This window comes from Pseudomonas sp. zfem002 (genome assembly GCF_032621685.1).
Taxonomy (GTDB): Bacteria; Pseudomonadota; Gammaproteobacteria; order Pseudomonadales; family Pseudomonadaceae; genus Aquipseudomonas; species Aquipseudomonas japonica.
In genome coordinates this window covers 221,180-245,657 of sequence record NZ_JAVYJH010000004.1, presented here as the reverse complement: position 1 = coordinate 245,657, position 24,478 = coordinate 221,180, and the positions used below count along the sequence as shown (strand labels likewise).

The 24,478-nt window shown below is 63.9% G+C and carries 22 protein-coding genes; 7 read left to right on the top strand and 15 right to left on the bottom strand.

The window, feature by feature from the left end; all coding sequences use genetic code 11:
- Positions 1 to 38: 38 nt before the first annotated feature.
- A complete protein-coding gene (locus tag RTI28_RS08600; RefSeq protein WP_316920055.1) occupies positions 39 to 1,331 on the bottom strand; it encodes a sensor histidine kinase in 1,293 nt (430 codons plus the stop codon).
- Positions 1,321 to 2,004 carry a two-component system response regulator ColR gene (colR, locus tag RTI28_RS08595; protein WP_009395556.1) on the bottom strand — a complete coding sequence of 228 codons (684 nt, stop codon included), beginning with the start codon at positions 2,002 to 2,004 and terminating at the stop codon, positions 1,321 to 1,323. Before colR ends, RTI28_RS08600 begins: the two co-directional genes overlap by 11 nt.
- A 173-nt stretch (positions 2,005 to 2,177) precedes the next feature.
- On the opposite strand from colR, the gene RTI28_RS08590 reads away from it, so the two are divergent.
- Entirely contained in the window at positions 2,178 to 2,924 is a 747-nt protein-coding gene (locus RTI28_RS08590) for a phosphatase PAP2 family protein (protein ID WP_316920054.1), read from the top strand.
- 98 nt (positions 2,925 to 3,022) lie between these two features.
- Here the strand turns inward: RTI28_RS08590 and groL are convergent, their stop codons facing one another.
- From groL to RTI28_RS08565, 5 genes are all read right to left on the bottom strand, one after another.
- On the bottom strand, positions 3,023 to 4,666 hold the full coding sequence (gene groL / locus RTI28_RS08585; protein ID WP_316920053.1) for a chaperonin GroEL: 1,644 nt from the start codon (positions 4,664 to 4,666) through the stop codon (positions 3,023 to 3,025).
- Between the two features lie 47 nt (positions 4,667 to 4,713).
- Positions 4,714 to 5,007, bottom strand: coding sequence for a co-chaperone GroES (locus RTI28_RS08580; protein ID WP_316920052.1), 294 nt, complete (start codon positions 5,005 to 5,007; stop codon positions 4,714 to 4,716).
- A gap of 255 nt (positions 5,008 to 5,262) precedes the next feature.
- Positions 5,263 to 5,733, bottom strand: coding sequence for an FxsA family protein (locus RTI28_RS08575; protein WP_316920051.1), 471 nt, complete (start codon positions 5,731 to 5,733; stop codon positions 5,263 to 5,265).
- Positions 5,734 to 5,796: 63 nt separating this feature from the next.
- Positions 5,797 to 6,528, bottom strand: a complete 732-nt coding sequence (locus RTI28_RS08570) for a HugZ family protein (protein ID WP_316920050.1) — start codon at positions 6,526 to 6,528, stop codon at positions 5,797 to 5,799.
- Between the two features lie 88 nt (positions 6,529 to 6,616).
- Positions 6,617 to 7,624, bottom strand: coding sequence for a DUF481 domain-containing protein (locus RTI28_RS08565; protein WP_316920049.1), 1,008 nt, complete (start codon positions 7,622 to 7,624; stop codon positions 6,617 to 6,619).
- 144 nt (positions 7,625 to 7,768) lie between these two features.
- Here RTI28_RS08565 and RTI28_RS08560 point away from each other — a divergent pair, with 144 nt between their 5' ends.
- Both RTI28_RS08560 and RTI28_RS08555 read left to right on the top strand, forming a co-directional pair.
- Positions 7,769 to 8,122, top strand: coding sequence for an MGMT family protein (locus tag RTI28_RS08560; RefSeq protein WP_316920048.1), 354 nt, complete (start codon positions 7,769 to 7,771; stop codon positions 8,120 to 8,122).
- A gap of 43 nt (positions 8,123 to 8,165) precedes the next feature.
- Positions 8,166 to 9,731, top strand: a complete 1,566-nt coding sequence (locus RTI28_RS08555; RefSeq protein ID WP_316920047.1) for an AmpG family muropeptide MFS transporter — start codon at positions 8,166 to 8,168, stop codon at positions 9,729 to 9,731.
- A gap of 1 nt (position 9,732) precedes the next feature.
- Here the strand turns inward: RTI28_RS08555 and RTI28_RS08550 are convergent, their stop codons facing one another.
- The 3 genes from RTI28_RS08550 to RTI28_RS08540 form a co-directional block, all read right to left on the bottom strand.
- On the bottom strand, positions 9,733 to 10,965 hold the full coding sequence (locus RTI28_RS08550) for an MFS transporter (protein ID WP_316920046.1): 1,233 nt from the start codon (positions 10,963 to 10,965) through the stop codon (positions 9,733 to 9,735).
- A 186-nt stretch (positions 10,966 to 11,151) separates the two neighbouring features.
- A complete protein-coding gene (locus tag RTI28_RS08545) occupies positions 11,152 to 11,997 on the bottom strand; it encodes a mechanosensitive ion channel family protein (RefSeq protein WP_316920045.1) in 846 nt (281 codons plus the stop codon).
- Between the two features lie 108 nt (positions 11,998 to 12,105).
- Positions 12,106 to 12,591, bottom strand: coding sequence for a YajQ family cyclic di-GMP-binding protein (locus tag RTI28_RS08540; RefSeq protein WP_316920044.1), 486 nt, complete (start codon positions 12,589 to 12,591; stop codon positions 12,106 to 12,108).
- A gap of 114 nt (positions 12,592 to 12,705) precedes the next feature.
- Between RTI28_RS08540 and RTI28_RS08535 the strand changes: the two genes are divergently transcribed.
- From RTI28_RS08535 to RTI28_RS08525, 3 genes are read left to right on the top strand one after another with little or no spacing between them, the layout of a single operon-like run.
- A complete protein-coding gene (locus RTI28_RS08535) occupies positions 12,706 to 13,623 on the top strand; it encodes a putative 2-dehydropantoate 2-reductase (RefSeq protein WP_316920043.1) in 918 nt (305 codons plus the stop codon).
- A 46-nt stretch (positions 13,624 to 13,669) separates the two neighbouring features.
- Positions 13,670 to 15,700 (top strand): ATP-binding protein, encoded by a 2,031-nt coding sequence (locus tag RTI28_RS08530; protein ID WP_316920042.1) that lies wholly within the window; start codon positions 13,670 to 13,672, stop codon positions 15,698 to 15,700.
- 3 nt (positions 15,701 to 15,703) lie between these two features.
- Positions 15,704 to 16,264, top strand: coding sequence for a cob(I)yrinic acid a,c-diamide adenosyltransferase (locus RTI28_RS08525; RefSeq protein WP_316920041.1), 561 nt, complete (start codon positions 15,704 to 15,706; stop codon positions 16,262 to 16,264).
- Between the two features lie 73 nt (positions 16,265 to 16,337).
- Here the strand turns inward: RTI28_RS08525 and RTI28_RS08520 are convergent, their stop codons facing one another.
- The 3 genes from RTI28_RS08520 to secA form a co-directional block, all read right to left on the bottom strand.
- Positions 16,338 to 17,282: a Nudix family hydrolase gene (locus RTI28_RS08520; RefSeq protein WP_316920040.1), complete on the bottom strand. Its 945-nt coding sequence runs from the start codon at positions 17,280 to 17,282 to the stop codon at positions 16,338 to 16,340.
- 70 nt (positions 17,283 to 17,352) lie between these two features.
- Entirely contained in the window at positions 17,353 to 18,570 is a 1,218-nt protein-coding gene (gene argJ / locus RTI28_RS08515) for a bifunctional glutamate N-acetyltransferase/amino-acid acetyltransferase ArgJ (protein WP_316920039.1), read from the bottom strand.
- A 121-nt stretch (positions 18,571 to 18,691) separates the two neighbouring features.
- Entirely contained in the window at positions 18,692 to 21,424 is a 2,733-nt protein-coding gene (secA, locus tag RTI28_RS08510; protein WP_316920038.1) for a preprotein translocase subunit SecA, read from the bottom strand.
- A gap of 279 nt (positions 21,425 to 21,703) precedes the next feature.
- On the opposite strand from secA, the gene RTI28_RS08505 reads away from it, so the two are divergent.
- The gene (locus tag RTI28_RS08505) at positions 21,704 to 22,174 is read left to right on the top strand and encodes a DUF721 domain-containing protein (RefSeq protein WP_316920037.1); all 471 of its coding nucleotides are present in this window, start codon (positions 21,704 to 21,706) and stop codon (positions 22,172 to 22,174) included.
- A 58-nt stretch (positions 22,175 to 22,232) separates the two neighbouring features.
- Here the strand turns inward: RTI28_RS08505 and lpxC are convergent, their stop codons facing one another.
- Positions 22,233 to 23,144, bottom strand: a complete 912-nt coding sequence (gene lpxC, locus RTI28_RS08500) for a UDP-3-O-acyl-N-acetylglucosamine deacetylase (protein WP_042122980.1) — start codon at positions 23,142 to 23,144, stop codon at positions 22,233 to 22,235.
- Between the two features lie 112 nt (positions 23,145 to 23,256).
- Positions 23,257 to 24,453, bottom strand: coding sequence for a cell division protein FtsZ (gene ftsZ / locus RTI28_RS08495; protein WP_042122979.1), 1,197 nt, complete (start codon positions 24,451 to 24,453; stop codon positions 23,257 to 23,259).
- Positions 24,454 to 24,478 lie beyond the last annotated feature (25 nt).

Here is a 24,478-nt window from a genome sequence, read left to right as displayed (position 1 = left end):
CGAGCTTTTACAAAGTATTACAGCGCCTGCCGACGGACTCAGAGGTCCGGCGACACGCCTTTGTCGCCCAGGCTGACATGGAAGCGGCAGCCATGGGGCTGGGTTTCGCTGAGGCTGACGACCCAACCCTGGTCGTCGCAGATGCGCTGGACCAGCGAGAGACCGAGCCCCAATCCTTCACCGCGCTTCTCGCCGCCGCGGACGAACGGCTGGAACATCGCCTCGCGCTGCTCCTCGGGAATGCCCACCCCGCTGTCCTCGACGGTGAAGCTGTCGGCCTCCAGGGTCAGGCGGATGAAACCGTGATCGGTGTAGTGGGCCGCATTGCGCAACAGATTGCCCATCACCGACTGCAGGAAGGTCGCGTTGTACAGCGTCGAGGACGCCTGGTTGACCACCAGGCTGAGCTTCAGGCCTTTCTGCTCGATGGTGTCGCGCCAGACGCCGATCAACTCGTCGGCGACCTCCTGCAGCGTGGTCCGCGAGGCCACCGCGCCCTCGTCGCGCTGGGCCCGGGCGAGCATGAGGAAGGTCTTGACCAGCTCGCGCATCTCCTCGGTGGCACGGGCGATACGCTCCACCTGGGCGCGGGCGCGCCCCTCGATGCCCGGGTATTCCAGCAGCAGCTCGCAGGAGCTGGCGAGGACCATCAACGGCGTGCGCAGTTCGTGGCTGACGTCGCTGGTGAACAGGCGTTCGCGGTTCAGCGCGTCACGCAGGCGGCCCAGGGTGGCATCGAAGGCCACGGCCAGTTGCCCGACCTCGTCGGCGGCGTAATCCGGCGCCAGTGGCGGCGCCAGGCCGAGCAGCTGGTCGCGGTGACGCACCTGGCGGGCCAGGCGAATCACCGGCGCCATCACCCGCCGCGCGAGGACCCAGCCAAGGAACACCGCAAGCGCCAGGCTGAGCACGAAGCCCACCACCACCACGGCGAAGAGCACCCGCTCGCGCTCCTCGAAATCGCTCTGGTCCTGCAGCAGCACATAACGCCGGCCATCCACCACCTCGACCATGGCGTGGTACGACAGGTGCTCGCGGAACACTTCATGAAAACCGGGGTTGAGGTGCTTGAGATCGGATGGCAGGGCGAAATCATCGCGCCCACCGCTGTAGTAGAACAACTGGTCGGGCCGCGGTCGATGACTCCATTCGCTGACGCTGTCCATCAGCAGAAGACGCTGCAGATCGCCGCCCAGCACCGAGGAAATCAAGCGTTCTTCCACCAGGTGGACCGTGCCGACGATGCCGAAGGCGAAGGCACCCGCCACCAGCGCGCTCATCAGCGCGAAGGCGATGATGATCCGTTGCGCGAGGCTCTGCTTAAACTCCATCACGGCCCTCGGCCAGACGATAGCCAACGCCGTGCACGGTGTGCAGCAGCGGCTTGTCGAACGGCTTGTCGATCACCTGGCGCAACTGGTGCACATGGCTGCGCAGGCTGTCGCTGTCCGGGCAGTCGTCGCCCCACAGGGCATCCTCCAGCACTTCGCGACGCAGCACATGCGGGCTTTTCTGCATCAGCACCGCCAGCAGTTTCAGACCGACCGGGTTGAGCTTGAGCAGGCGCCCCTGGCGGGTCACCTCGAGGGTATCGAGGTCGTAGCTCAGGTCGCCCACCTGCAGGCTGCGCCGACCGCCGCCCTGGGCACGCCGCAGTACCGCCTCGATGCGGGCGGCCAGTTCGGACAGCGCGAACGGCTTGAGCAGGTAATCGTCGGCGCCGGAACGGAAGCCCTGCAGGCGATCGTCGAGCTGGTCGCGAGCGGTGAGCATGATCACCGGGGTGTCGCGACGGGCGTCCTCGCGCAGACGCTTGCACAGGGTGTAGCCATCGATGCCGGGCAGCATGATATCGAGCACGATCAGGTCGTAGTGCTCGGTGGCGGCCAGGTGCAGGCCGGACAGACCGTCCTGGGCACAATCGACGGTATAGCCCTTGAGCCCCAGGTAATCGGCCAGGTTGGCCAGGATATCGCGGTTGTCTTCAACCAGTAGAATGCGCATGGCGTCCTCTCGTCTGCTTGCTTTGGCTGGCGCAGCTTACGGTCATAGTAGCCAAGCCGCTAGGCCATCCGGACGATATTGTCACCTGACGTTTTTTTCACGACGGATTCACGAACGACCCATGCACCCAGGAGGAAAATCACCGGTCGTCTTCCGTCCAACCAGGATCATCCATGCCTGAAGCCAACGCTTTTCGTCCCTCCCGCCCGCTCAATCCGTGGATTGTCCTGGGCATCCCCCTGCTCACTGCCGTGGTCCTGATCCTGCTGGAACTCACCGACCTCGACATGACCCTGGCCAATCTGGCCTTCGACCACAGCGCCGGCCAGTTCATCGGTCGCCACAGCTATTTCCTCGAAGACATCCTGCACGACCGGGCCAAACAGGTGGTCATCGCCTTCAGCGTGTTCGCGATCATCGGCCTGCTCGCCAGCTTCGTCCTGCAACGGCTCAAGCCGATCCGGCGTGAACTGGGCTGCCTGGTGCTGGCAATGGGCCTGTCCACTGGTTTCGTCACCCCGCTGAAGACGGTGACCGCGGTGCAGTGCCCGTGGAGCCTCAGTGAATTCGGTGGCAAGGAAACCTACAGCAAGCTGCTGGAAGCCCGTCCGCAGACCGACAAGCCCGGGCGTTGCTGGCCCGGCGGGCATGCCGCCACCGGCTTCACCCTGTTCGCCCTGTTCTTCGTCCTGCGCGACCGACGCCCGCGCCTGGCCAGGGCCGCCCTGGCGTTCGCCTTCGCCCTGGGCACGGTGTTCTCGGTCGGGCGCATGCTGCAAGGTGCGCACTTCTTCTCGCACAACGTGTGGACCGCGGTGTTCTGCTGGCTGATCGCGCTGGGTTGCTATTACCTGGTGCTGTATCGCCGTCGGGCGCCGGTTGCACAGGCCTCGGCCAGCAAGGTCGCGCAGGCTGGCTGAGCGCTGCATGCCTTGGGTCCGCTTTGCGCCCCGCATCTCCCAGGCAAAAAAAAGCCCCGCATCAGCGGGGCTCTTTTTTGCAGCGGGGTGAGGCTGGCTTACATCATGCCGCCCATGCCACCCATACCGCCCATGCCGCCCATGTCAGGCATGGCTGGCTTGTCTTCCGGCAGGTCGGCAACCATGGCTTCGGTGGTGATCATCAGACCACCGATCGAAGCGGCTGCTTGCAGCGCCGAACGAGTTACCTTGGCTGGGTCCAGGATGCCCATTTCGATCATGTCGCCGTACTCGCCGGTAGCAGCGTTGTAACCGAAGTTGCCCGAACCTTGCTTGACCTTGTCAACCACAACGCTTGGCTCGTCGCCGGCGTTGGCGACGATCTGGCGCAGCGGCGCTTCGACAGCGCGACGCAGCAGCGCGATACCGACGTTCTGGTCTTCGTTGTCGCCACGCAGGTCAGCGATGGCCTGCAGGGAGCGAACCAGGGCTACGCCACCGCCAGGCACCACGCCTTCTTCGACGGCTGCGCGGGTAGCGTGCAGGGCGTCTTCAACGCGGGCTTTCTTCTCTTTCATTTCAACTTCGGTGCCGGCACCGACCTTGATCACGGCAACACCGCCAGCCAGCTTGGCCAGACGCTCTTGCAGTTTTTCACGGTCGTAGTCGGAGGAAGTTTCTTCGATCTGGGCCCGGATCTGCTTGACGCGAGCTTCGATGTCGGACTCGGCACCAGCGCCATCGATGATGGTGGTGTTTTCCTTGGACAGGGTGACGCGCTTGGCGTTGCCCAGGTGCTCCAGGGTAGCGGCTTCCAGGCTCAGGCCGATTTCTTCGGAGATCACGGTACCGCCGGTCAGGACGGCGATGTCCTGCAGCATGGCCTTGCGGCGGTCGCCGAAGCCAGGTGCCTTGACCGCGGCAACCTTGACGATGCCACGCATGTTGTTGACGACCAGGGTAGCCAGGGCTTCGCCTTCGACGTCTTCAGCCACGATCAGCAGCGGACGGCCGGCTTTGGCAACGGCTTCCAGAACTGGCAGCAGTTCGCGGATGTTGGAGATCTTCTTGTCGACCAGCAGCAGCAGCGGGCCTTCCAGCTCGGCAACCATGGTGTCCGGCTTGTTGACGAAGTACGGAGACAGGTAGCCACGGTCGAACTGCATGCCTTCGACGACGGACAGTTCGTTTTCCAGGCCCGAGCCTTCTTCGACGGTGATCACGCCTTCTTTACCGACTTTTTCCATGGCTTCGGCGATGATGTCGCCGATGGAGTTGTCGGAGTTGGCGGAGATGGTGCCTACCTGGGCGATGGCCTTGGAGTCGGCGCATGGCTTGGACAGGGCTTTCAGTTCCTTGACGATGGCCAGGGTGGCCTTGTCGATGCCGCGCTTCAGGTCCATCGGGTTCATGCCGGCGGCAACCGATTTCAGACCTTCCGCAACGATGGCCTGGGCCAGAACGGTAGCGGTGGTGGTGCCGTCACCGGCTTCGTCGTTGGCCTTGGAGGCAACGTCTTTCAGCAGTTGGGCGCCCATGTTTTCGAAGGCGTCCTTGAGCTCGATCTCTTTGGCGACGGAAACGCCGTCCTTGGTGATGGTCGGAGCACCGAAGCTCTTGGCCAGGACCACGTTGCGGCCTTTCGGGCCCAGGGTCGCTTTTACCGCGTCAGCCAGAACGTTGACACCAACGAGCATTTTCTTGCGGGCGGAATCGCCGAATTTTACGTCTTTAGCAGCCATGATCGTTTAATCCTTGAATACTTTGGAGTAACGGGAAACCAGCGGAATCAAGCTTCGATAACGGCGAGGATTTCGTTCTCGCTCATTACCAGCAGGTCTTCGCCGTCAACTTTCACAGTGTTGCTGCCCGAGTAAGGGCCGAAAACCACTTTGTCACCCACTTTCACGGCCAGCGCGCGCACTTCACCGTTGTCCAGGACGCGACCGGCGCCAACGGCGACGACTTCGCCACGGTTTGGCTTCTCGGTGGCCGAGCCTGGCAGAACGATACCGCCAGCGGTTTTCGATTCTTCTTCGCTGCGGCGGATAACGACGCGGTCATGCAGAGGACGAAGCTTCATTGTCGATCTCTCCTGATTGTGGTTTTCATCGGCCGGTTTCGGTACCGGCGGGTGGATGCTGTCCGGCGTTGCCGGTCGTGGCTCGCGGAGCGGGCCACACGTGTTCATGTCTGGTGCGGATGCCCAGAAACCTTGCGGTGACCCATACATAGGGGCGGCCTTGGCGATTACAAGGCTCGCAAATGAATTTTTTTGAAATGAGTAGGCAAGAATGAAAAACGGCCCGCGAAAGGCCGTTGTTCATGGACGTGAGTCTCAGGAGTCGCGGTGTTCGTATTCACCCTCGATCACATTCGGCTGCCGTGGCGCACGCCCCGGCCCGCCCGCCGGGGCGTTGAACGGATCCTCGGCGAACGCCCGCTGGCGCATCGCCTGGGCTTCGGCGCGCTGGCGCAGCTTGCGCCCAAGCAGACGCCGGACGAACGGCAGCAGCAGGATCAGACCGAACACATCGCTGATGAAACCGGGGATCAGCAGCAAGCCGCCGCCCAGCGCCAGCATCAGGCCATGAAACATGTCCTCCGCCGGCATCTCGCCGCGTTGCAGGCTGTCACGGGTACGCATGGCGGTAGCCAGGCCGGCCACCCGCACCACCAGCAGACCCAGGGCGGAGCCGGCGAAGATCAGCAGCAGCGCGGGAAAGAAGCCGATGGCGCTGCTCACCTTGAAAAAGGCGTACAGCTCCAGAATCGGGAAAATCAGGAACAGCAGTAGAAAAGCACGCATCGAGGTTTCCTCAGCGGAAGACATCTTCCAATAGACCTCAAATGGTAACTTCGACTCGCAATTTCAAGCCTCGGCGACCTGCGGTTGCGGCCATTGCTCGGCGTGAGCCAGCAAAACCAAGGCCTCGCGGACTTGTGTCGGAGTGTTGCAGGGCTCAGGGAAAGCCAGCCAGTACAACGCCTGGCCGATGCGCAGGTGCATGCCCTCGCTGTCGATCCCGGCCAGTTGCGCCGGTACCGCCTCCGGCAGACCGTTCAGGGCGACATAGTGGGCGATGGCCTTGGCGTGATCGCTGTTCATGTGTTCGATCATGCTCGCCTCTGCCTTGCCGGCGAAGGGATTGGCCAGGCTCAGCTGGTCGATCCAGTGGATCGCGCCAAAGCCGCCGATGTAGCGATGGCGCACCGGTTGCAGCACCCAGAAATCGAAATCGTGGGCGCTGTGGTAATTGCGCGAATCGGGGAAGTAGCGATAGTAGCGTTCGGCGGCGGCCTCGACGGCGGCGCTGTCTTCCAGCTTGCGCGCTTCGGCCAGCACGGTCAGGCGTCCCACCGCCTGGACGTCCTCGGCACCCCGCTCACCCACCAGCAGCGAGCACTTCGGATCCTTCTGCAGGTTGTGGGTGTGCTGGGCGATGCGGCTGATCAGGATCAGCGGATTGCCATCGGCATCCAGGCAGTACGGCACCACGGAACCGAAAGGAAAACCGGGCATCGACTTGGAATGGGTCGAGAGTACCCCGCGGTACTCCTTGAGCAGCAGCTCTCGGGCTGGCCTGGCAACGTTGGCGCTCACGTCTGGACTCCTGGATCGGACAGACCGCCCGGCGCGGGCGGTGATGGCAATAAGCTAATCATCATCACCCGCCGCTGCCAAGAAGGACTTACCAGGTCACGCCAAAGCCGGCGGTGTAGCGGGTCTTGTCCAGGTCGCTGTCGTTGGTGCCGCTGATGATGTCCTTCTCCGCCTTGAGGTTGAGCGAGGCCCACTCGGTGACCTTGTAGCGCAGGCCGACCTCGGCATCCAGGCTGTAGTCGGCGACGTTACCCAGCGGCTTGCCGACTTCGCCACTGGTGAACAGCTCGACGCTCTTGCCGATCAGGAAGCGGTTGTAGTTCCACTTCATGCCGATGGAATAGAAGTTGTCCTTGCCGCCATCGGCATATTCGTAGTCGGTGCGGTTGAGCAGCGAACCGAGCGAGAACGCACCCAGTTCGTCATCCCAGAACTGGTAGCCCGGGCCGGTACCCACGGTGCGCTGGCGGGCCAGGTCTTCGATATGGTCGCGCTTGTATTCCAGGCGCCCCTGCCAGAACCACTTGTCGGTGATGAAGCGGTCCAGGGCGTACTCGGCGCTCCAGTTGTTGGTGGTGGTGACATCGTCCTTGCTGTCGCGGTTGTACTCGCCTTCGGCATTGTGCCGCCAGCGGCCGTGGCGCGCGGTGGTCTTGAAGTCGATGTCGTAGTCGTCGGTGTCGGTCTCGGCGCGCTTGTAGTCCAGGGCCAGGTCGACGTTGCCCTTCCAGATCAGGTCCTCGACCACCGGCTTGGGCTTCATGATCTGCTGGATACTCGCCAGTTCGACGGTTTTCGGCGCCTCGCCATTGGCCAGCGTGACCTTGCCCTGGTCGGCGGCCTGCAGCGACTTGGCCCGCTCGCCGCTGTATTCGTCCTGCTTGACCAGCAGCTCCTGGTCGCTTTCCAGGGTCTTGACCTGCTTCCAGTCCAGCGCGATCGAGCCACCATAAGGGGTTTCGAGCAACAGCTTGCCGCCGTCGAACACCTTGATCTTGCCGCTCAGGCGGTCACCGTTCTTCATCCACACGGTATCGGCGAGAGCCGGCGCGCACACGCCGACCATTGCAAGGCACAACAGGGTTCTAGAATACATAGGCAATACAGACATTCAGGTTCGCGAAAAAAGTCGGGCATTATCCGGATGCCCAGCGCCAGAACAAGGACAGACCCGACCAATGACAATGAGTTCAATTCCCAGATGTTTCCACATCCCCACAGCCCGTCGGAAATCCCACGGATGAACGCGACGAGCGACCTGACCCAGGAGAGCAACGACGCCCGACGAGCGGCGCTGTATCTGGTCATGGACCAGATTCCTCCGGGCAAGGTGATCAGCTACGGCGAACTGGCGCAAATGGCCGGCCTGGGCCGCGCGGCGCGCTGGGTCGGGCGCACGCTGAGCCAGTTGCCGGCCGATACCCGCCTGCCCTGGCACCGGGTGCTCGGTGCCGGCGGTCGCCTCAGCCTGCAGCAGGGCACGCCGTCGGGCGAGGAACAAAGGGCGCGTTTGCGCGCCGAAGGGGTCAGCCTGCGCAATAATCGCGTCGATATGTCGCGCCATGGCTGGCGTCCGATGGATCACACCAGTTAGAGTGCGCGCTTTGTGTTCGTAATCTTGAGGCAGATGTTGGCCCATGCCCCGTAAAACCTGGCGCGCTGCGCTCGCTGCCTATGCCAGCCCGTCGACCGTGGTGCTCCTGCTGCTCGGCTTCGCCGCCGGTCTGCCTTACATGCTGGTGTTCTCGACCTTGTCGGTGTGGCTGCGCGAGGCCGGGGTGGCACGCGAGACCATCGGCTACGCGAGCCTGATCGGCCTGGCCTACGCCTTCAAGTGGGTATGGTCGCCGCTGCTCGACCAATGGCGCCTGCCGCTGCTCGGCAAGCTCGGGCGCCGCCGCTCCTGGCTGGTCCTGTCGCAGTTGCTGGTGGTCATCGGCCTGATTGGCATGGGCTTCTGCGATCCACAGAAACACCTGTCCTGGCTGATCGCCCTGGCGGTGCTGGTGGCCTTCGCCTCCGCCACCCAGGACATCGCCGTCGACGCCTACCGCCTGGAAATCGCCGACGACCAGCGCCAGGCCGCGCTCGCCGCCAGCTATATGGCCGGTTATCGGGTCGCCGCCCTGCTCGCCACCGCGGGCGCGCTGTTCTTCGCCGAATGGTTCGGCTCCACCGGCTTCAACTACATGCACAAGGCCTGGACCGGCACCTACGTGCTGTTCGGCGTGATGATGCTGCCGGCGCTGCTGACCACCCTGCTGATGCGCGAACCGCCGGTGCCCCTGCGCACGCAGCTGCAGGCCGCCCGCTACGGCTTCGGCCACCAGCTGATTTCGGTATTCGTGCTGATCGTGCTGCTGGTCTCGGTGCCGGCGATGTTCACCCAGCTGTACAACACCGATTTCGCCAGCGTGCTGTTCGAAGGCGTGAGCCTGCTCGACCTGCTGCTGGAAGACCGCGCCTTCCTGCGCGCCATCCTCTACATCACCCTGACCTGCCTGTGCCTCTCGGCCATGGGCCGCCGCGGCCTGGCGCCGGTGCTGACACCGGTCAACGACTTCATCCACCGCTACCGCTGGCAGGCCCTGCTGCTGCTCGGGCTGATCGCCACCTATCGCATGTCCGACACGGTGATGGGCGTAATGGCCAACGTGTTCTACATCGACCAGGGCTTCACCAAGGACCAGATCGCCAGTATCAGCAAGATCTTCGGCCTGATCATGACCCTGCTCGGCGCCGGCGTCGGCGGCCTGCTGATCGTGCGCTTCGGCATCCTGCCGATCCTGTTCATCGGCGGCGCGGCCTCGGCGGGCACCAACATCCTGTTCCTGATGCTGGCCGACATGGGCCCGAACGTGGAAATGCTGGTGGTGACCATCTCCCTCGACAACTTCAGCTCGGGCCTGGCCACCTCGGCCTTCGTCGCCTACCTGTCGAGCCTGACCAACCTGAAGTTCTCGGCTACCCAGTACGCCCTGCTCAGCTCGATCATGCTGCTGTTGCCGCGGCTGATCGGCGGCTACTCGGGGGTGCTGGTGGAGAAGTTCGGCTACCACGATTTCTTCCTGATCACCGCGCTGCTCGGCGTGCCGACGCTGATCCTGATCGCCCTGCACTGGCATCAGGAGAGCAACCGCGACAAGCAGCCCCAGGAAACGGAGCAACCCGCCGCTCCGGCCAGCGAGCAACAGCAGCGCTGACTCAGGCCGGCACTGCCTCCACCCGCAACACCGCCGACAGCGGCCACAGTGCCAGCACGCCAGCCACACCCGAGGCCAGGGCGAAGGCCTGCAGGCTGGCGCCAGCGCCGAACAGCGCCAGCACCACGCCGCCCAGGCCCAACAGGGCGATGGTGATCATCCCCAGCATCGCCGAGACCAGCCCCTTGCTCTGCTCGCTGCTGAACAGGGTCATGCGGTACAGCACGGCGTTGCCGATGCCCAGGCCGAGGGCGTAGATCGACAGGCCCAGGACCAGGCTCGACACGCTCGGCACGAACCAGGTCGCCAGCATGGCCACCAGCAGCCCGATCAGAAATGGCCACAGGGCACCGCGCACCAGCGAGGTCAGCGGATAGCGGTCGGCGATCCGGTTGATGATCAGGTTGCCCAGAATCAGGCCGCCGAACACCGGCAACTGCCACAGGGCGTACTCCATCTTGCTCAGCCCTTCGTCATGGATCAGCAGCACCGGCGACAGGCCGATCCAGCCGATCAGCGGCAGACCGATCAGCCCCAGCGCCGCGCTCCCGGCGACGAAACGGCGATTGCCGAGCAGTTGCGCGTAGCCCGCGAGCAGCGGCAGCAGATGAATCGGCTGGAACGCCAGGCGCGAACCATCGCGGCGTTCGACCCCCAGGGTTTCCGGCATGAAGCGGTACAGGGCGAACCAGGCGGCGACGGCGCTGATGCCCAACAGCACGAACAGCCAGCGCCACGACACCCACTCCAGCAGCACGGTGCCCACCAGCGGGCCGAGCAGCGGCGAGAGCAGGGCGATGTTCGCCAGCAGGGCCATCATGCGCACCGCGTCCGCTTCGCTGAACGCTTCGTTCAGCGCCGGATAGCTGACCGTGACCACGAAGCCCAAACCGATGCCCTGCAACAGGCGCAGCAGGTTGAACAGTTCGATGCCATCGACCCAGAAGGTCGCCAGGCAGGCCACGCAGAAGAACGCGCAGCCACCGAGCAGCAGCGGACGCCGACCGAAGCGGTCCGCCAGCGGGCCGATCAGCCACTGCAGGAGCACACCGCCGAGCAGGTACAGGTTCAGCGCGTGAGGAATGTACTCGGGACTGGCGTCGAGGTCGGTCACCACCTGCGGCATGGCGGGCATGACCACGTCACTGGCGAGGTAGGTGAGCAGTTCGAACAGGGCCAGGGTCAGGGCAAAGCACAGGGCCCTGAACGGGGTGATCTGGATGAGCGGGGTCATGATTCGGCCGGCAGAGGGAAACGAGACCGGCTTGTATGCCAGAAAAGCCTGTCGGACCGATAGCGGGAAGAGGTGAAGAAGTGTAATGCCAAGGCGAAATCGCGTAGGAGCGTGGCTTGCCCGCGAAGGACCTCGCAGCGGTCCTTCGCGGGCAAGCCACGTTCCTACGGAGTAGGGCGCACAGGGCTACTGCACAGCGGCTTCCTGCACCACGCGAATCACCCGCTGCGGAAAGGGAATGTCGATCCCTTCGCTCTTCAGGCGATCACGGGCATGTTCGTTGAGCATGAACATCACATCCCAGTAATCGGCGGTGTTCACCCAGATGCGCAGGGAAACGGTGATGGCACTGTCGCCCAGGGTCGCCACCACGGCCTGCGGCGCCGGATCCTTGTGTACCCGCGGGTCGTTGTTGGCCAGGTCGAGCAGGACGTTGCGCGCCTTCTGCAGGTCGGCCTCGTAGTCGACGCCGACATCGAACACCACCTTGCGGGTCGGCTGGCGGTTGTAGTTGGTGATGATGCCATTGGACAGATTGCCGTTGGGCACGATCACCGTCTTGTTGTCGCCGGTGCGCAGCACGGTGTGGAAGATCTGGATGCTGTCCACGGTGCCGCTGACGCCCTGTGCCTCGATCCAGTCGCCCAGGCGGAACGGCCGGAACAGCAGGATCAGCACGCCGCCGGCGAAGTTGGCCAGGCTGCCCTGCAGGGCCAGGCCGATGGCCAGGCCGGCGGCACCGATGGCGGCGACGAAGGACGTGGTTTCCACGCCGATCATCGAAGCCACGCTGACGAACAGCAGGACCTTCATGATGATGTTGGCGAGGGTGCTGATGAAGCCCTGCAGCGCCAGGTCGGCGTTGCGCAGGGACAGCAGCTTGCCCAGTTTCGCGGTGACCGTGTTGATCAGCCACCAGCCGATCGCCAGGGTAATCAGGGCCAGGGCCAGACGGCTGCCGTATTCCATGATCAACGGAATCCAGGTCTGCGAAGTCCTGACCAGTTGATCGACCTCTGCATTCAAATCCATGTGCCCTCCTAGTGCGGCAACAACAGAAAATTGATACGCCGCAAACGATGCAGCGACGCCAGGAACCTCGGACGCCATCAAAACGCCAAGGTTCCTCGACGACCGCGATCAGTCGCGGAAATTGTTGAATTGCAGCGGCATGTCGAATTCCTTGGCGCGCAGGGCAGCGATGCATTCCTGCAGGTCGTCGCGCTTCTTGCCGGTGACGCGGATCTGCTCGCCCTGGATGGCCGCCTGCACTTTCAGCTTGGCGTCCTTGATATGAGCGACGATCTTCTTCGCCAGATCTTTATCGATACCTTCCTTGAACACCGCTTCCTGCTTCATTTCCTTGCCGGAGGGGTAGGCATCCTTGACCTCCAGGCTCTTCACGTCGATCTTGCGCTTGACCAGGGCCATGCGCAGGATCTCCAGCATCGCCTCGAGCTGGAATTCCGCCTCGGCGGTCATCAGCACGGTCTGTTCCTTTTCCTTGAACTCGAAGCTGCCCTTGCCCTTCAGGTCGTAGCGGCGATCCAGTTCCTTGATGGCGTTGTCCACCGCGTTGGTGACTTCGTGCTTGTCCAGTTCCGATACCACGTCGAACGACGGCATATCCTTCTCCAAAAATAAAAGGTGCGCTGGCGCCTCTGTACAGGGAAGCGCGATGGAGCGCACCGGGTTTGACGGTTAAAATGCGGGCTCATTATAAACGGTTGCGAAACGCTGATGAGCAGCACCTGGCATATTCTCGGCGCCGGAAGCCTCGGTAGCCTCTGGGCCTGCCGCCTGGCCCGCGCGGGCAAGACGGTCCGCCTGATCCTGCGCGACGAACAGCGCCTGCGCGATTACCAGGGCGCCGGCGGGCTGACCCTGATCGAGCAGGGTCGTCCACAGACCTTCGCCATCGAAGCGCAGACCCTCGCAGGCAGCGACCCGATCCAGCGCCTGCTGCTGGCCTGCAAGGCCTATGACGCGGAAAAGGCCGTGGCCAGCATCGCTCACCGCCTGAGCCCCACCGCCGAGCTGATCCTCCTGCAGAACGGCCTCGGCAGCCAGGACGACGTCGCCGCCCGCGTGCCCCTGGCACGCTGCGTGTTCGCCTCCAGCACCGAAGGCGCTTTCCGCGAGCGGGACTGGCAGGTGAACTTCGCCGGCCACGGTTTCAACTGGCTGGGTGACCCGGCCAATCCCCTGGCACCGACCTGGCTCGACGACCTCGGCGACGCCGGCATTCCCCATGAGTGGACACCGGACATCCTCACCCGCCTGTGGCGCAAGCTGGCCCTGAACTGCGCGATCAATCCCCTGACGGTGCTCTACGCTTGCCGCAACGGTGGCCTCGCCGAGCACCACTGCGAGGTCGCCACGCTGTGCGCCGAGCTGGCCGAACTGCTCCAGGTGTGCGGCCAGCCACAGGCCGCCGAAGGCCTGGAAAGCGAGGTCCAGCGGGTCATCCAGGCCACCGCCGCCAACTATTCTTCGATGTACCAGGATGTCGGCAACGGCCGCCGCACCGAGATCCATTACCTGCTGGGTCACGCCTGCCGCACCGCGACCCGCCACGGTCATCCGCTGCCCCACCTGGAACGGCTCTACCGACGCCTGGTCGAACACCTCAACGGCCACGGATTGCCCAGCGACTGAAGGCAGCGTTACCCTGCCCTTCCAACCACAGGACCACGCTTTCACCATGCCCTTGCGCGAACGCCTGGAAAACCTGCCGGTCGGCCAGAAACTGCTGGCCGCCCTGCTGGTGCTGCTGATCACCATCCTGCTGGTGGCCAACCTGACCTTCATCAGCGCCGCCTACTGGATTTCCCAGGAAGCCATGGCCCCCCAGGCCCTGCAGACCATCGGTCGGCTGGTCTCCAACCCGCAGATCGCCGAGCAGGCCACGGACTCGCCGGAAGCGGCGAACCGCCTGCTGGACGAGCTGGACACCTACACCCCGCTGCGCGCCGCCGCGCTGTACGGCGCCGACGGCAGGCTGCTGGCGCAGTTGCAGCACGGCGACCCCATCGCCCTGCCCAAGCGCCTGCGCAATATCGAAGGCTGGCGTCTCACCGAGTTCCGCAGCACCCAGCTGGTGCGCCTGCCGCGCCCGGGCAGCCCGCCCGGGCATCTGCTGCTGGTGGCCAGCAGCGAGCTGCCCACCGCGTTCTACACCGGCACCCTGACCGCCAGCCTGGGCATCCTGGTGTTCAGCGTGCTGCTGTGGATGATCATCGCCAGGCAGATCAAGCGCCTGATCACCCAGCCGATCTACCAGCTGGAGCAGCTGTCGCGCCAGGTCACCCGCGAGGAGAACTATGCCCTGCGTGCCAGCCCCGGTAATCACGACGAAATCGGTAGCCTGGCCGAAGCGTTCAACACCATGCTGTCGCGTATCGAGGCGCGCGAGCAGCAGCTCAAGCGCGCCCGCGACGAGTTCCAGCACGCCTTCGACCAGGCCCAGGGGCTGGCCGAGGAAACCCGCCATACCAACCGCAAGCTGGAGCTGGAAGTCCAGGTACGCAGCAAGATCGAGCGCAAGCTGACGGGCTTCCAGAACTACCTCAACAGCATCATCGACTCCATGCCCTCGGCCCTGATCGCCCTCGACGAGCAGCTTTACGTCACGCAGTGGAACCAGGAGGCCAGCAGCCTCTCCGGTACACCGCTGGACGAAGCGCTGAACCAGCCGATCTTCCTCGCCTTCGAGCCGCTCAAGCCGTTCCTGCCGCAGCTCAAGGAAAGCGTGGAGAAACACCGGGTGGCGAAGATCGAGCGGGTCACCTGGACCCGCGGCGAGGATGCTCGCCATTACGCCCTGACCTTCTATCCGCTGACCGGCGGCGGTGGCCGTGGCGTGGTGATCCGTATCGACGACATCACCCAGCGCCTGTCGCTGGAGGAAATGATGGTGCAGTCGGAGAAGATGCTCTCCGTCGGCGGCCTCGCCGCGGGCATGGCCCACGAGATCAACAACCCGCTCGGCGCCATCCTGCACAACGTGCAGAACATCCGCCGGCGCCTCTCGCCCGACCTGCCGAAGAACCTCGAAGCGGCCAGCGAAACCGGCATCGACCTCGACACGGTCAACCACTACCTGGAAGACCGCCAGGTTCCGCAACTGCTCGACGGCATCCAGCAGGCCGGCGCCCGGGCAGCCAAGATCGTCACCCACATGCTCAGTTTCAGCCGCCGCAGCAACCGGCAGATGGCGCCTTGCGACCTGCCGGCGCTGATCGACCAGGCGGTGGAGATCGCCGGCAACGACTTCGACCTGGCGATCGGCTTCGACTTCAAGGGCCAGGCCATCGTCCGCCAGTTCGACCCCGAACTGGGCCCGGTGCCCGGCACTGCCAACGAGCTGGAACAGGTGCTGCTCAACCTGCTGAAGAACGCCGCGCAAGCCATCCATCTGCGCGAGGACGACCGCGAGCCCGGACGCATCACCCTGCGCACCCGGCTCAACCCGCCGTGGGCGGAAATCCAGGTGGAGGACAACGGCGTCGGCATGCCCGAGACCGTGCGCAAGCGCACCTTCGAGCCGTTCTTCACCACCAAGGAAATCGGTCAGGGCACCGGCCTTGGCCTCTCGGTGTCGTATTTCATCATCACCAACAACCACAAGGGCCAGATGGAAGTGCAGTCGACCCCGGGCCAGGGCACCTGCTTCACCCTGCGCCTGCCGCTGGTCGCCGCGCCGCTGCCCAGCCCGAGCAAACTGGAGTCATGAACCATGGGCTTTCGCCTGTCGAAGATCTACACCCGCACCGGCGACAAGGGCGAGACCGGCCTCGGTGACGGCCGCCGGGTGCCCAAGGACCACCCGCGCATCGAAGCCATCGGCGAAGTCGATACGCTGAACAGCCAGCTGGGACTGCTCCTGGCCGGGCTGGCCGAGCAGGGCCTGGACGAGTTGAGCGAGGTGCTCGCGCCTTGCCAGCATCGTCTGTTCGATCTCGGTGGCGAGTTGGCGATGCCGAGCTACCAGGCGCTGAACACGGCGGAAGTAGAGCGGCTCGAGGCGGCCATCGACCGCTGGAACGAGGAGCTGGGGCCGCTGGAGAACTTCATCCTGCCGGGCGGCTCGCTGCTGGTGGCGCAGGCGCATGTCTGTCGCAGCCTGGCCCGTAGTGCGGAGCGGCGTTGCCAGCAGTTGAATGCCGTGGAGCCGCTGGCGGGGGTGGGGTTGGCCTATATCAACCGGATGTCGGACCTGTTGTTCGTGGCGGCGCGGTTGATCGCGCGGCGTCAGGGCATTGCCGAAGTTCTATGGCAGGCCGCCGCAAAACCCTGAAACCCGCCGCATCCCCTTGTAGGAGCTGGTTCGTCACACGACAAGCCAGCTCCTACAGGGCCGCATTGGGTTTTCAGGCCTCGGGCCAGAGCGCCCGGATCCCCGCCACACCCTGCGCGCCAATCTGCCAGGCACGCTCACGCTCGGTCGCACCGACCCCACCCAGCAGGAACACCGGCTGGTTGAAGCCCTCGATCAGTCGCTCAGCCACATCCCAACCCAGTGGCTGCGCCTCGGGATGGGTCTGGGTGGCCTGCACCGGCGACAGGGTGACGAAGTCCACGCCCATGCGCTCGGCCAGGGCCAGTTCCTCGGCGTTATGGCAGGACGCCGCCAGCCAGCGATTCTTCGGGAACGGCCGGCCATTGGCGGCGTACTTGCGCAGTTGTTCCGCGGTCAGGTGCCAGCCGGCGGACGGGAAATCTCCCAGCCATTCCAGTGGTCCCTTGAGCATCAGCTGCGCCTTGCCCGCGCAGAGCCCGACCGCGTCCACCGCGACATCGCGGTATTTCGGGTCGTACATGTTCGGCGCCCGCAACTGCACCAGCTTGATCCCGCTGGCAACCGCCTTCTGGATGCCACGCAGCAACTGCGGGGTTTCCAGGCCATCCGGGGTAATCAGGTATTCGCCCGGCAGGCGCGCCGCAGCGACGATCGGCCGATTGGCCTCGGGGAATTCGTACTGCCCCAGGTCCCGCGGTGACACCCAGGCCAGCGGCTGGCCCTCGGCGCCATGGGGCTCGCCAGAGAACGCAGAGACCTCCCAGACGTCCAGGAGGATGTGCTTGTCCGGATAATCGTGACGGACTTCGATCAGTGGCCGCGCGGCGCCCACCTCGATGCCCAGTTCTTCACGCAGCTCACGCGCCAGGGCGGTCTCCACGGCTTCGCCGTCTTCGACCTTGCCACCGGGAAACTCCCAGAGGCCGCCCTGGTGCTGGGTTTCGCCACGACGGGCAATCAGAATACGGCCATCCGCGCCACGAATGACGGCGGCGGCGACATGAATCCGTTTCATCTTTCTGCTCCGCAGAGGGGTGGATTGCAAAGGATGCCGCCGCATCGCCAGGCGACACGGCGGCCCTCGATCAGGTGCGGTATTCCGCGTTGATCTTCACGTACTCGTGGGACAGGTCGGTGGTCCAGATGGTCTCGTTGCACTGGCCACGACCCAGCTCGATGCGGATGGTGATCTCTTCCTGGGCCATCACCGCGGCGCCCTGGTCCTCGGTGTAGCTGGCGCTGCGCCCGCCCTTGCTGGCGATGCAGACGTTGTCCAGGTACACGTCGATCAGGCTGACGTCGAGGTTCGGCACACCGGCGCGGCCGACGGCGGCGAGGATACGGCCCCAGTTCGGGTCGGACGCGAACAGCGCGGTCTTGATCAGTGGCGAGTGGGCCACGGCGTAGCCGACGTCCAGGCATTCCTGATGGTTGCTGCCGCCGTTGACCTGCACGGTGACGAACTTGGTCGCACCTTCGCCGTCACGGACGATGGCCTGGGCCACTTCCATGCAGACTTCGAACACGGCCTTCTTCAGTGCGTCGAACAGCGGGCCGCTGGCCTCGGTGATCTCGGCGACGTCGGCCTTGCCGGTGGCGATCAGCATGCAGCAGTCGTTGGTCGAGGTGTCGCCATCGATGGTGATGCGGTTGAACGACTTGTTGGCGCCGTCCAGCATCAGGTCCTTGAGCACCGCCGGCGCGACCTTGGCGTCGGTGGCGATGTAGCCGAGCATGGTGGCCATGTTCGGGCGGATCATGCCGGCGCCCTTGCTGATGCCGGTGACGGTGATGGTCACGCCGTCGTGCTGGAACTGACGGCTGGCACCCTTGGGCAGGGTGTCGGTGGTCATGATGCCGGTGGCGGCTTCGGCCCAGTGGTTCTCGGACAGGTTGTCCAGGGCGGCCTGCAGCGCGCCTTCGATCTTCTCTACCGGCAGCGGCTCGCCGATCACACCGGTGGAGAACGGCAGCACGGCGCTGGCGTCGACGCCGGTCAGCTCGGCCAGCCTGGCGCAGGTGCGCTCGGCGGCGGCCAGGCCCGGGGCGCCGGTACCGGCGTTGGCGTTACCGGTGTTGGTCAGCAGGTAGCGCACGGTGCCCTGTACGCGCTGCTTGGCCAGGATCACCGGGGCGGCGCAGAAGGCGTTCAGGGTGAACACGCCAGCGACGCTGGAGCCTTCGGCACAGCGCATCACCACTACATCCTTGCGCCCGGGGCGCTTGATGCCCGCAGAGGCGATGCCGAGTTCGAAACCGGGAACCGGGTGCAACGTTGGCAAAGGACCAAGACCAACAGCCATGAAAGCGCTCCTAGAAAAAAATACGCCGTCTTCGAATCAACGGCGCTTGGAATGGAACAGCGCCGCGACGGGATGACCCGGTCGCGGCGCGGTGTTCATGTTTCAGTGTGGCACGGCTGGATCAGCTGATCTGTCCGTGGCAGTGCTTGAACTTCTTGCCCGAACCGCACCAGCACAGCTCGTTGCGGCCCAGTTTCATATCGTTGCGGGCAGGCGCGGCGACGGCGACTTCAGCGCCCTCTTCCTGCTCCTCGGCGCCTTCCAGGCCGGGGGCCGCGGCATGCTGGAACTGCATGCGCTGGGCCAGTTCCTCGGCTTCGCGGCGCAGGCGGGCCTCTTCTTCGGCCGGATCTTCGCGACGAACCTGAACATGGGAAAGCACGCGGATGGTGTCGCGCTTGATCGAATCCAGCAGTTCCTGGAACAGGGTGAACGACTCGCGCTTGTACTCCTGTTTCGGGTTCTTCTGCGCATAGCCGCGCAGGTGGATGCCGTGACGCAGGTGGTCCATGGTCGACAGGTGGTCTTTCCACAGGTCGTCGAGGACGCGCAGGAGGATCTGCTTCTCGAAGGTGCGCAGGGCTTCGGCGCCGGCGCTGTCTTCCTTCTCGTTGTAGGCGCTGACCAGCTCCTGCAGCACGCGCTCGCGCAGCGGCTCTTCGTAGAGTTTGTCGTCTTCGTCAAGCCACTGCTGGATCGGCAGTTTCACGCCGAAGTCGCTGGCCAGAGCGGCTTCCAGACCGGCCACGTCCCACTGCTCGGGCAGCGATTGCGGCGGAATGTGCTGGCTGAAGGTGGCTTCGAGGGTTTCCTGACGGAAGTCGGCGATGGTATCGCCGATGTTCTCCGCGGCCAGCAGGCTGTTGCGCATGTGGTAGATCACCTTGCGCTGCTCGTTGGCCACGTCGTCGAATTCGAGCAACTGCTTGCGGATGTCGAAGTTGCGACCTTCGACCTTGCGCTGCGCCTTTTCGATGGCGTTGGTCACCATGCGGTGCTCGATGGCTTCACCGGACTGCATGCCCAGGGCCTTCATGAAGTTCTTCACCCGGTCGGAGGCGAAGATGCGCATCAGGCTGTCTTCCAGCGACAGGTAGAAGCGGCTGGAACCCGGGTCGCCCTGGCGACCGGAACGGCCACGCAGCTGGTTGTCGATACGACGCGATTCGTGGCGCTCGGAGGCGATCACGTGCAGGCCACCGGACTCGATCACCTGCTGGTGACGTTTCTGCCAGTCGGCCTTGATCTGGGCGATCTGCTCAGGAGTAGGGTTTTCCATGGAAGCCACTTCGACTTCCCAGTTGCCGCCCAGCAGGATGTCGGTACCGCGACCGGCCATGTTGGTGGCGATGGTCAGCGCACCCGGACGACCGGCCTGGGCGATGATCTCGGCTTCCTTCTCGTGGTACTTGGCGTTGAGGACCTTGTGATCGATGCCTTCCTGCTTGAGCAGGTTGGACATGTGCTCGGAGGTTTCGATGGTCGCCGTACCGACCAGGACCGGACGGCCCTGGGTCATGCTTTCCTTGATGTCGGCGATGATCGCCGCGTACTTCTCGTCGGCGGTCAGGTACACCAGGTCGTTGAAGTCCTTACGCGCCAGTGGCTTGTTCGGCGGAATGACCATCACGTTGAGGGCGTAGATCTGGGCGAACTCGAACGCCTCGGTATCGGCGGTACCGGTCATGCCGGACAGCTTGGTGTACAGACGGAAGTAGTTCTGGAAGGTGGTCGAGGCCAGGGTCTGGCTTTCGGCCTGGATATTCAGGTTTTCCTTCGCCTCGATGGCCTGGTGCAGGCCCTCGGAAAGACGACGGCCCGGCATGGTGCGGCCGGTGTGCTCGTCGATCAGGAGGATCTGGCCGTCCTGGACGATGTACTCGACGTTGCGGTGGAACAGCTTGTGCGCGCGCAGGCCGGCGTAGACGTGGGTCAGCAGGCTCAGGTTGTGCGCGGAGTAGAGACTCTCGCCCTCGGCCAGCAGGCCGACCTGGGTGAGCATCTCCTCGATGAACTGGTGACCGGCTTCGTTGAGCTCGACCTGGCGGCTCTTCTCGTCGATCTTGTAGTGGCCTTCCTGGGTGACCTGGCCTTCGACTTCTTCGATGTGCTGGGTCAGGCGCGGGATCAGCTTGTTGATCTCGATGTACAGCTTGGAGCTGTCTTCGGCCTGGCCGGAGATGATCAGCGGCGTCCGCGCTTCGTCGATCAGGATGGAGTCGACTTCGTCGATCACGGCGAAATTCAGCTCGCGCTGGAATTTCTCTTCCATGCTGAACGCCATGTTGTCGCGCAGGTAGTCGAAACCGAATTCGTTGTTGGTGCCGTAGGTGATGTCGGCGGCGTAGGCGGCGCGCTTCTCTTCCGGCGGCTGGAACGGGGTGACCACGCCGACGGTGAGGCCGAGGAATTCATACAGCGGACGCATCCAGTTGGCGTCGCGGCGGGCCAGGTAGTCGTTGACCGTGACCACGTGCACGCCCTTGCCGGACAGCGCGTTGAGGTATACGCCCAGGGTCGCCACCAGGGTCTTGCCTTCACCGGTGCGCATTTCCGCGATCATGCCTTCGTGCAAGGTCATGCCACCGATCAGCTGCACGTCGAAGTGACGCATGCCCATGATGCGTTTGCCGGCTTCACGCGCAACGGCGAACGCTTCGGGCAGGAGCTGGTCGAGGGTCTCGCCTTTGGCCAGGCGCTCTTTGAACTCGGCGGTCTTGCCGCGCAGCTGTTCATCGGAGAGGGCCACCATCTGCTCTTCGAAGGCATTGACGATCTGTACCGTCTTGAGCATGCGTTTGACTTCACGCTCGTTCTTGCTTCCAAAAAGTTTCTTTAACAAAGGCGCAAACATATCGGCAGGATCTTCCACACGTAGGGATGGAGGGCGGCCCCGTGAGTCGCCCGTGCAGCCCTTGCAGGCCGCATACGAACGAGCATTCTACCCGGAAACGATGGTGAGGAAAGTGGCGAAGTTCCACGATGCTGGCACAGCGCTGTGACGGGGCTTTTGTACAATAAGGGCTTTTTCGCCAACTTCAACCCGTCGGCGCAAGATTGCCACGGTTAGCCCGGTCCGGTGCGGTGCAGGGGATCTGTTAAGATGCTCGGTATTGTCCTTCCAGGTGCCATCATGGCTTATCGCCCCTCCCCCGCCCGTGCTCCGGCCGCCCTGCTGCGCGAAGCCCGTCCGCTCAAGGTCCTGTTCAGCCAGGCCCAGCGCCTGGCCCATCTGCAGCGCCTGCTGGAGAGCCAGTTGCAGCCGGCCGCGCGCGAGCATTGCCATGTCGCCTCCTGGCGTGAGGGAACGCTGATGCTGGTGGTCACCGACGGTCACTGGGCAACTCGCCTGCGCTACCAGCAGAAGCGCCTGCAACGGCAGTTGCAGCAACTGGAAGCGTTCGCCAACCTGACCCGCATCCTGTTCAAGGTGCAGCCGGTCACCGGGGTAACCCGCAGCGCCAGCCATGTCATCGACATCTCCGACAAATCCGCGGAAACCATCCAGGCCACCGCCGAGGGCATCAGCGACCCGAAACTGCGCGCCGCTCTGGAGCGCCTGGCCAGTCATGCCAAGGGCGGCAAGAAACCGGCCGACGAATGAGCCCGCCATAAAAAAGGCCACCCGAGGGTGGCCTTCAAACTAGAGAGAGTATTCGAGCTTATACAGCAGCAACCGGACGCATGTAGGAGATCGGTGCGGTGCTCGCATCCTCGAAGGTCACCACTTCCCAGGCGTCCTTCTCTTCGATCAGCTTGCGCAGCAGCTGGTTGTTCAGCGCGTGGCCCGACTTGAAGCCACGGAACTCGCCGATCAGGCTGTTGCCCAGCAGGTACAGATCGCCGATGGCATCGAGAATCTTGTGCTTGACGAATTCGTCTTCATAGCGAAGACCGTCTTCGTTCAGTACACCGTCCTTGTCCACCACGATAGCGTTTTCCACGCTGCCGCCGAGGGCGAGGTTGTGCTTGCGCAGGTACTCGATGTCGCTCATGAACCCGAAGGTACGGGCGCGGCTGACTTCCTTCACGAACGAGGTGCTGGAAAAGTCCACGCTGGCGCTCTGGGTACGGTTGCGGAACACCGGATGGTCGAAATCGATCTCGAAACTCACCTTGAACCCGTCGAAAGGCAGGAAGGTGGCGCGCTTGTCGCCGTCCTCCACCGTCACTTCGCGCAGGATGCGGATGAATTTCTTCGGCGCGTCCTGTTCTTCCAGGCCGGCGGATTGAATCAGGAATACGAAGGGACCTGCGCTACCGTCCATGATCGGCACTTCGGACGCGGAGAGCTCGACGTAGGCGTTATCGATGCCCAGGCCAGCCATGGCCGAGAGCAGGTGCTCTACCGTGTCTACCTTGGTATCGCCGTTGACCAGCGTGGTCGACATGGTGGTCTCGCCGACGTTTTCCGCACGGGCAGGAATATGCACCACGGGGTCGAGGTCGGCTCGGCAAAATACGATGCCGGTATCCACAGGAGCGGGCTTGAGGGTCAGGTAAACCTTTTCCCCGGAGTGCAGACCGACACCTGTGGCACGGATGATATTTTTCAGGGTGCGTTGTTTAATCATGGCATTGGCCGCTTCAGCACAGATTGCGAACTGGTATCAACAAAGGCTGGGGATGATAACAGACCCCGCCTTTGCTGAACACCAATCACCCTAATACCCCTGATAAATTCCATCAATCGGCCTGACGACGCAGGAAAGCCGGGATATCCAGGTAATCCAGATCGTCCTGTGGATTGAGCTTGGCAGCGGCTGCCGCGCCGGCGTGGGTCTGGTTGCGCATCACGGTCGGACGCTCCAGATCGCGGTAGTTCACCGCCGGTTGCTCGTTGCGCACAGGCGCCGGAGCCGGGGTCGACACTTGCGCGGCCGCGGCCTGCAGGGTGTTGTCGATGACCTTGACCGGTTTTTCGATCTTCGCGCCCAGACCAGTGGCGACCACGGTGACGTGCAGCTCGTCGCGCATGTCCGGATCGATCACGGTACCGACCTTGACCATCGCGTGGTCGGATGCGAACGCCTCGATGATGCTACCCACATCGGAGTATTCGCCCAGGGACAGGTCCGGACCCGCGGTGATGTTGACCAGGATGCCGCGAGCGCCCTGCAGGTTGACGTCTTCCAGCAGCGGGTTGCGGATCGCCGCCTCGGTGGCTTCGCGCGCACGGTTCGGACCGCTGGCGCAGCCGGTACCCATCATCGCCATGCCCATCTCGCTCATCACGGTACGCACGTCGGCGAAGTCGACGTTGATCATGCCCGGACGCTTGATGATGTCGGAGATACCGCGAACAGCACCGGCCAGCACGTCGTCCGCCTTGGCGAAGGCCGACAGCAGGCTCGCATCCTTGCCGAGGATGGTCAGCAGCTTCTCGTTCGGGATGGTGATCAGCGAGTCGACGCTGTCTGCCAGCGCGCGGATGCCTTCATCGGCGATCTGCATGCGCTTGCGACCTTCGAACGGGAACGGACGGGTCACCACCGCAACGGTGAGGATGCCCAGTTCCTTGGCCACTTCGGCGATGATCGGCGCGGCACCGGTACCGGTACCACCACCCATGCCGGTGGTGATGAAGACCATGTTGGTGCCCTGCAGCACCTCGGCGATACGCTCGCGGTCTTCCAGCGCGGCCTGGCGGCCGATTTCCGGATTGGCACCCGCGCCCAGACCCTTGGTCACGCCGGTACCCAGTTGCAGGATGGTGCGCGCACCGATGTTTTTCAGGGCCTGAGCATCCGTGTTGGCGCAGATGAACTCGACGCCTTCGATGCTGCTCTTGACCATGTGGTTGACGGCGTTGCCACCGCCGCCACCGACGCCGATCACCTTGATGACCGGACTTTGCGGGACGTTGTCTACGAGCTCGAACATTTTCCCTCTCCTTTCATTTCTCTAG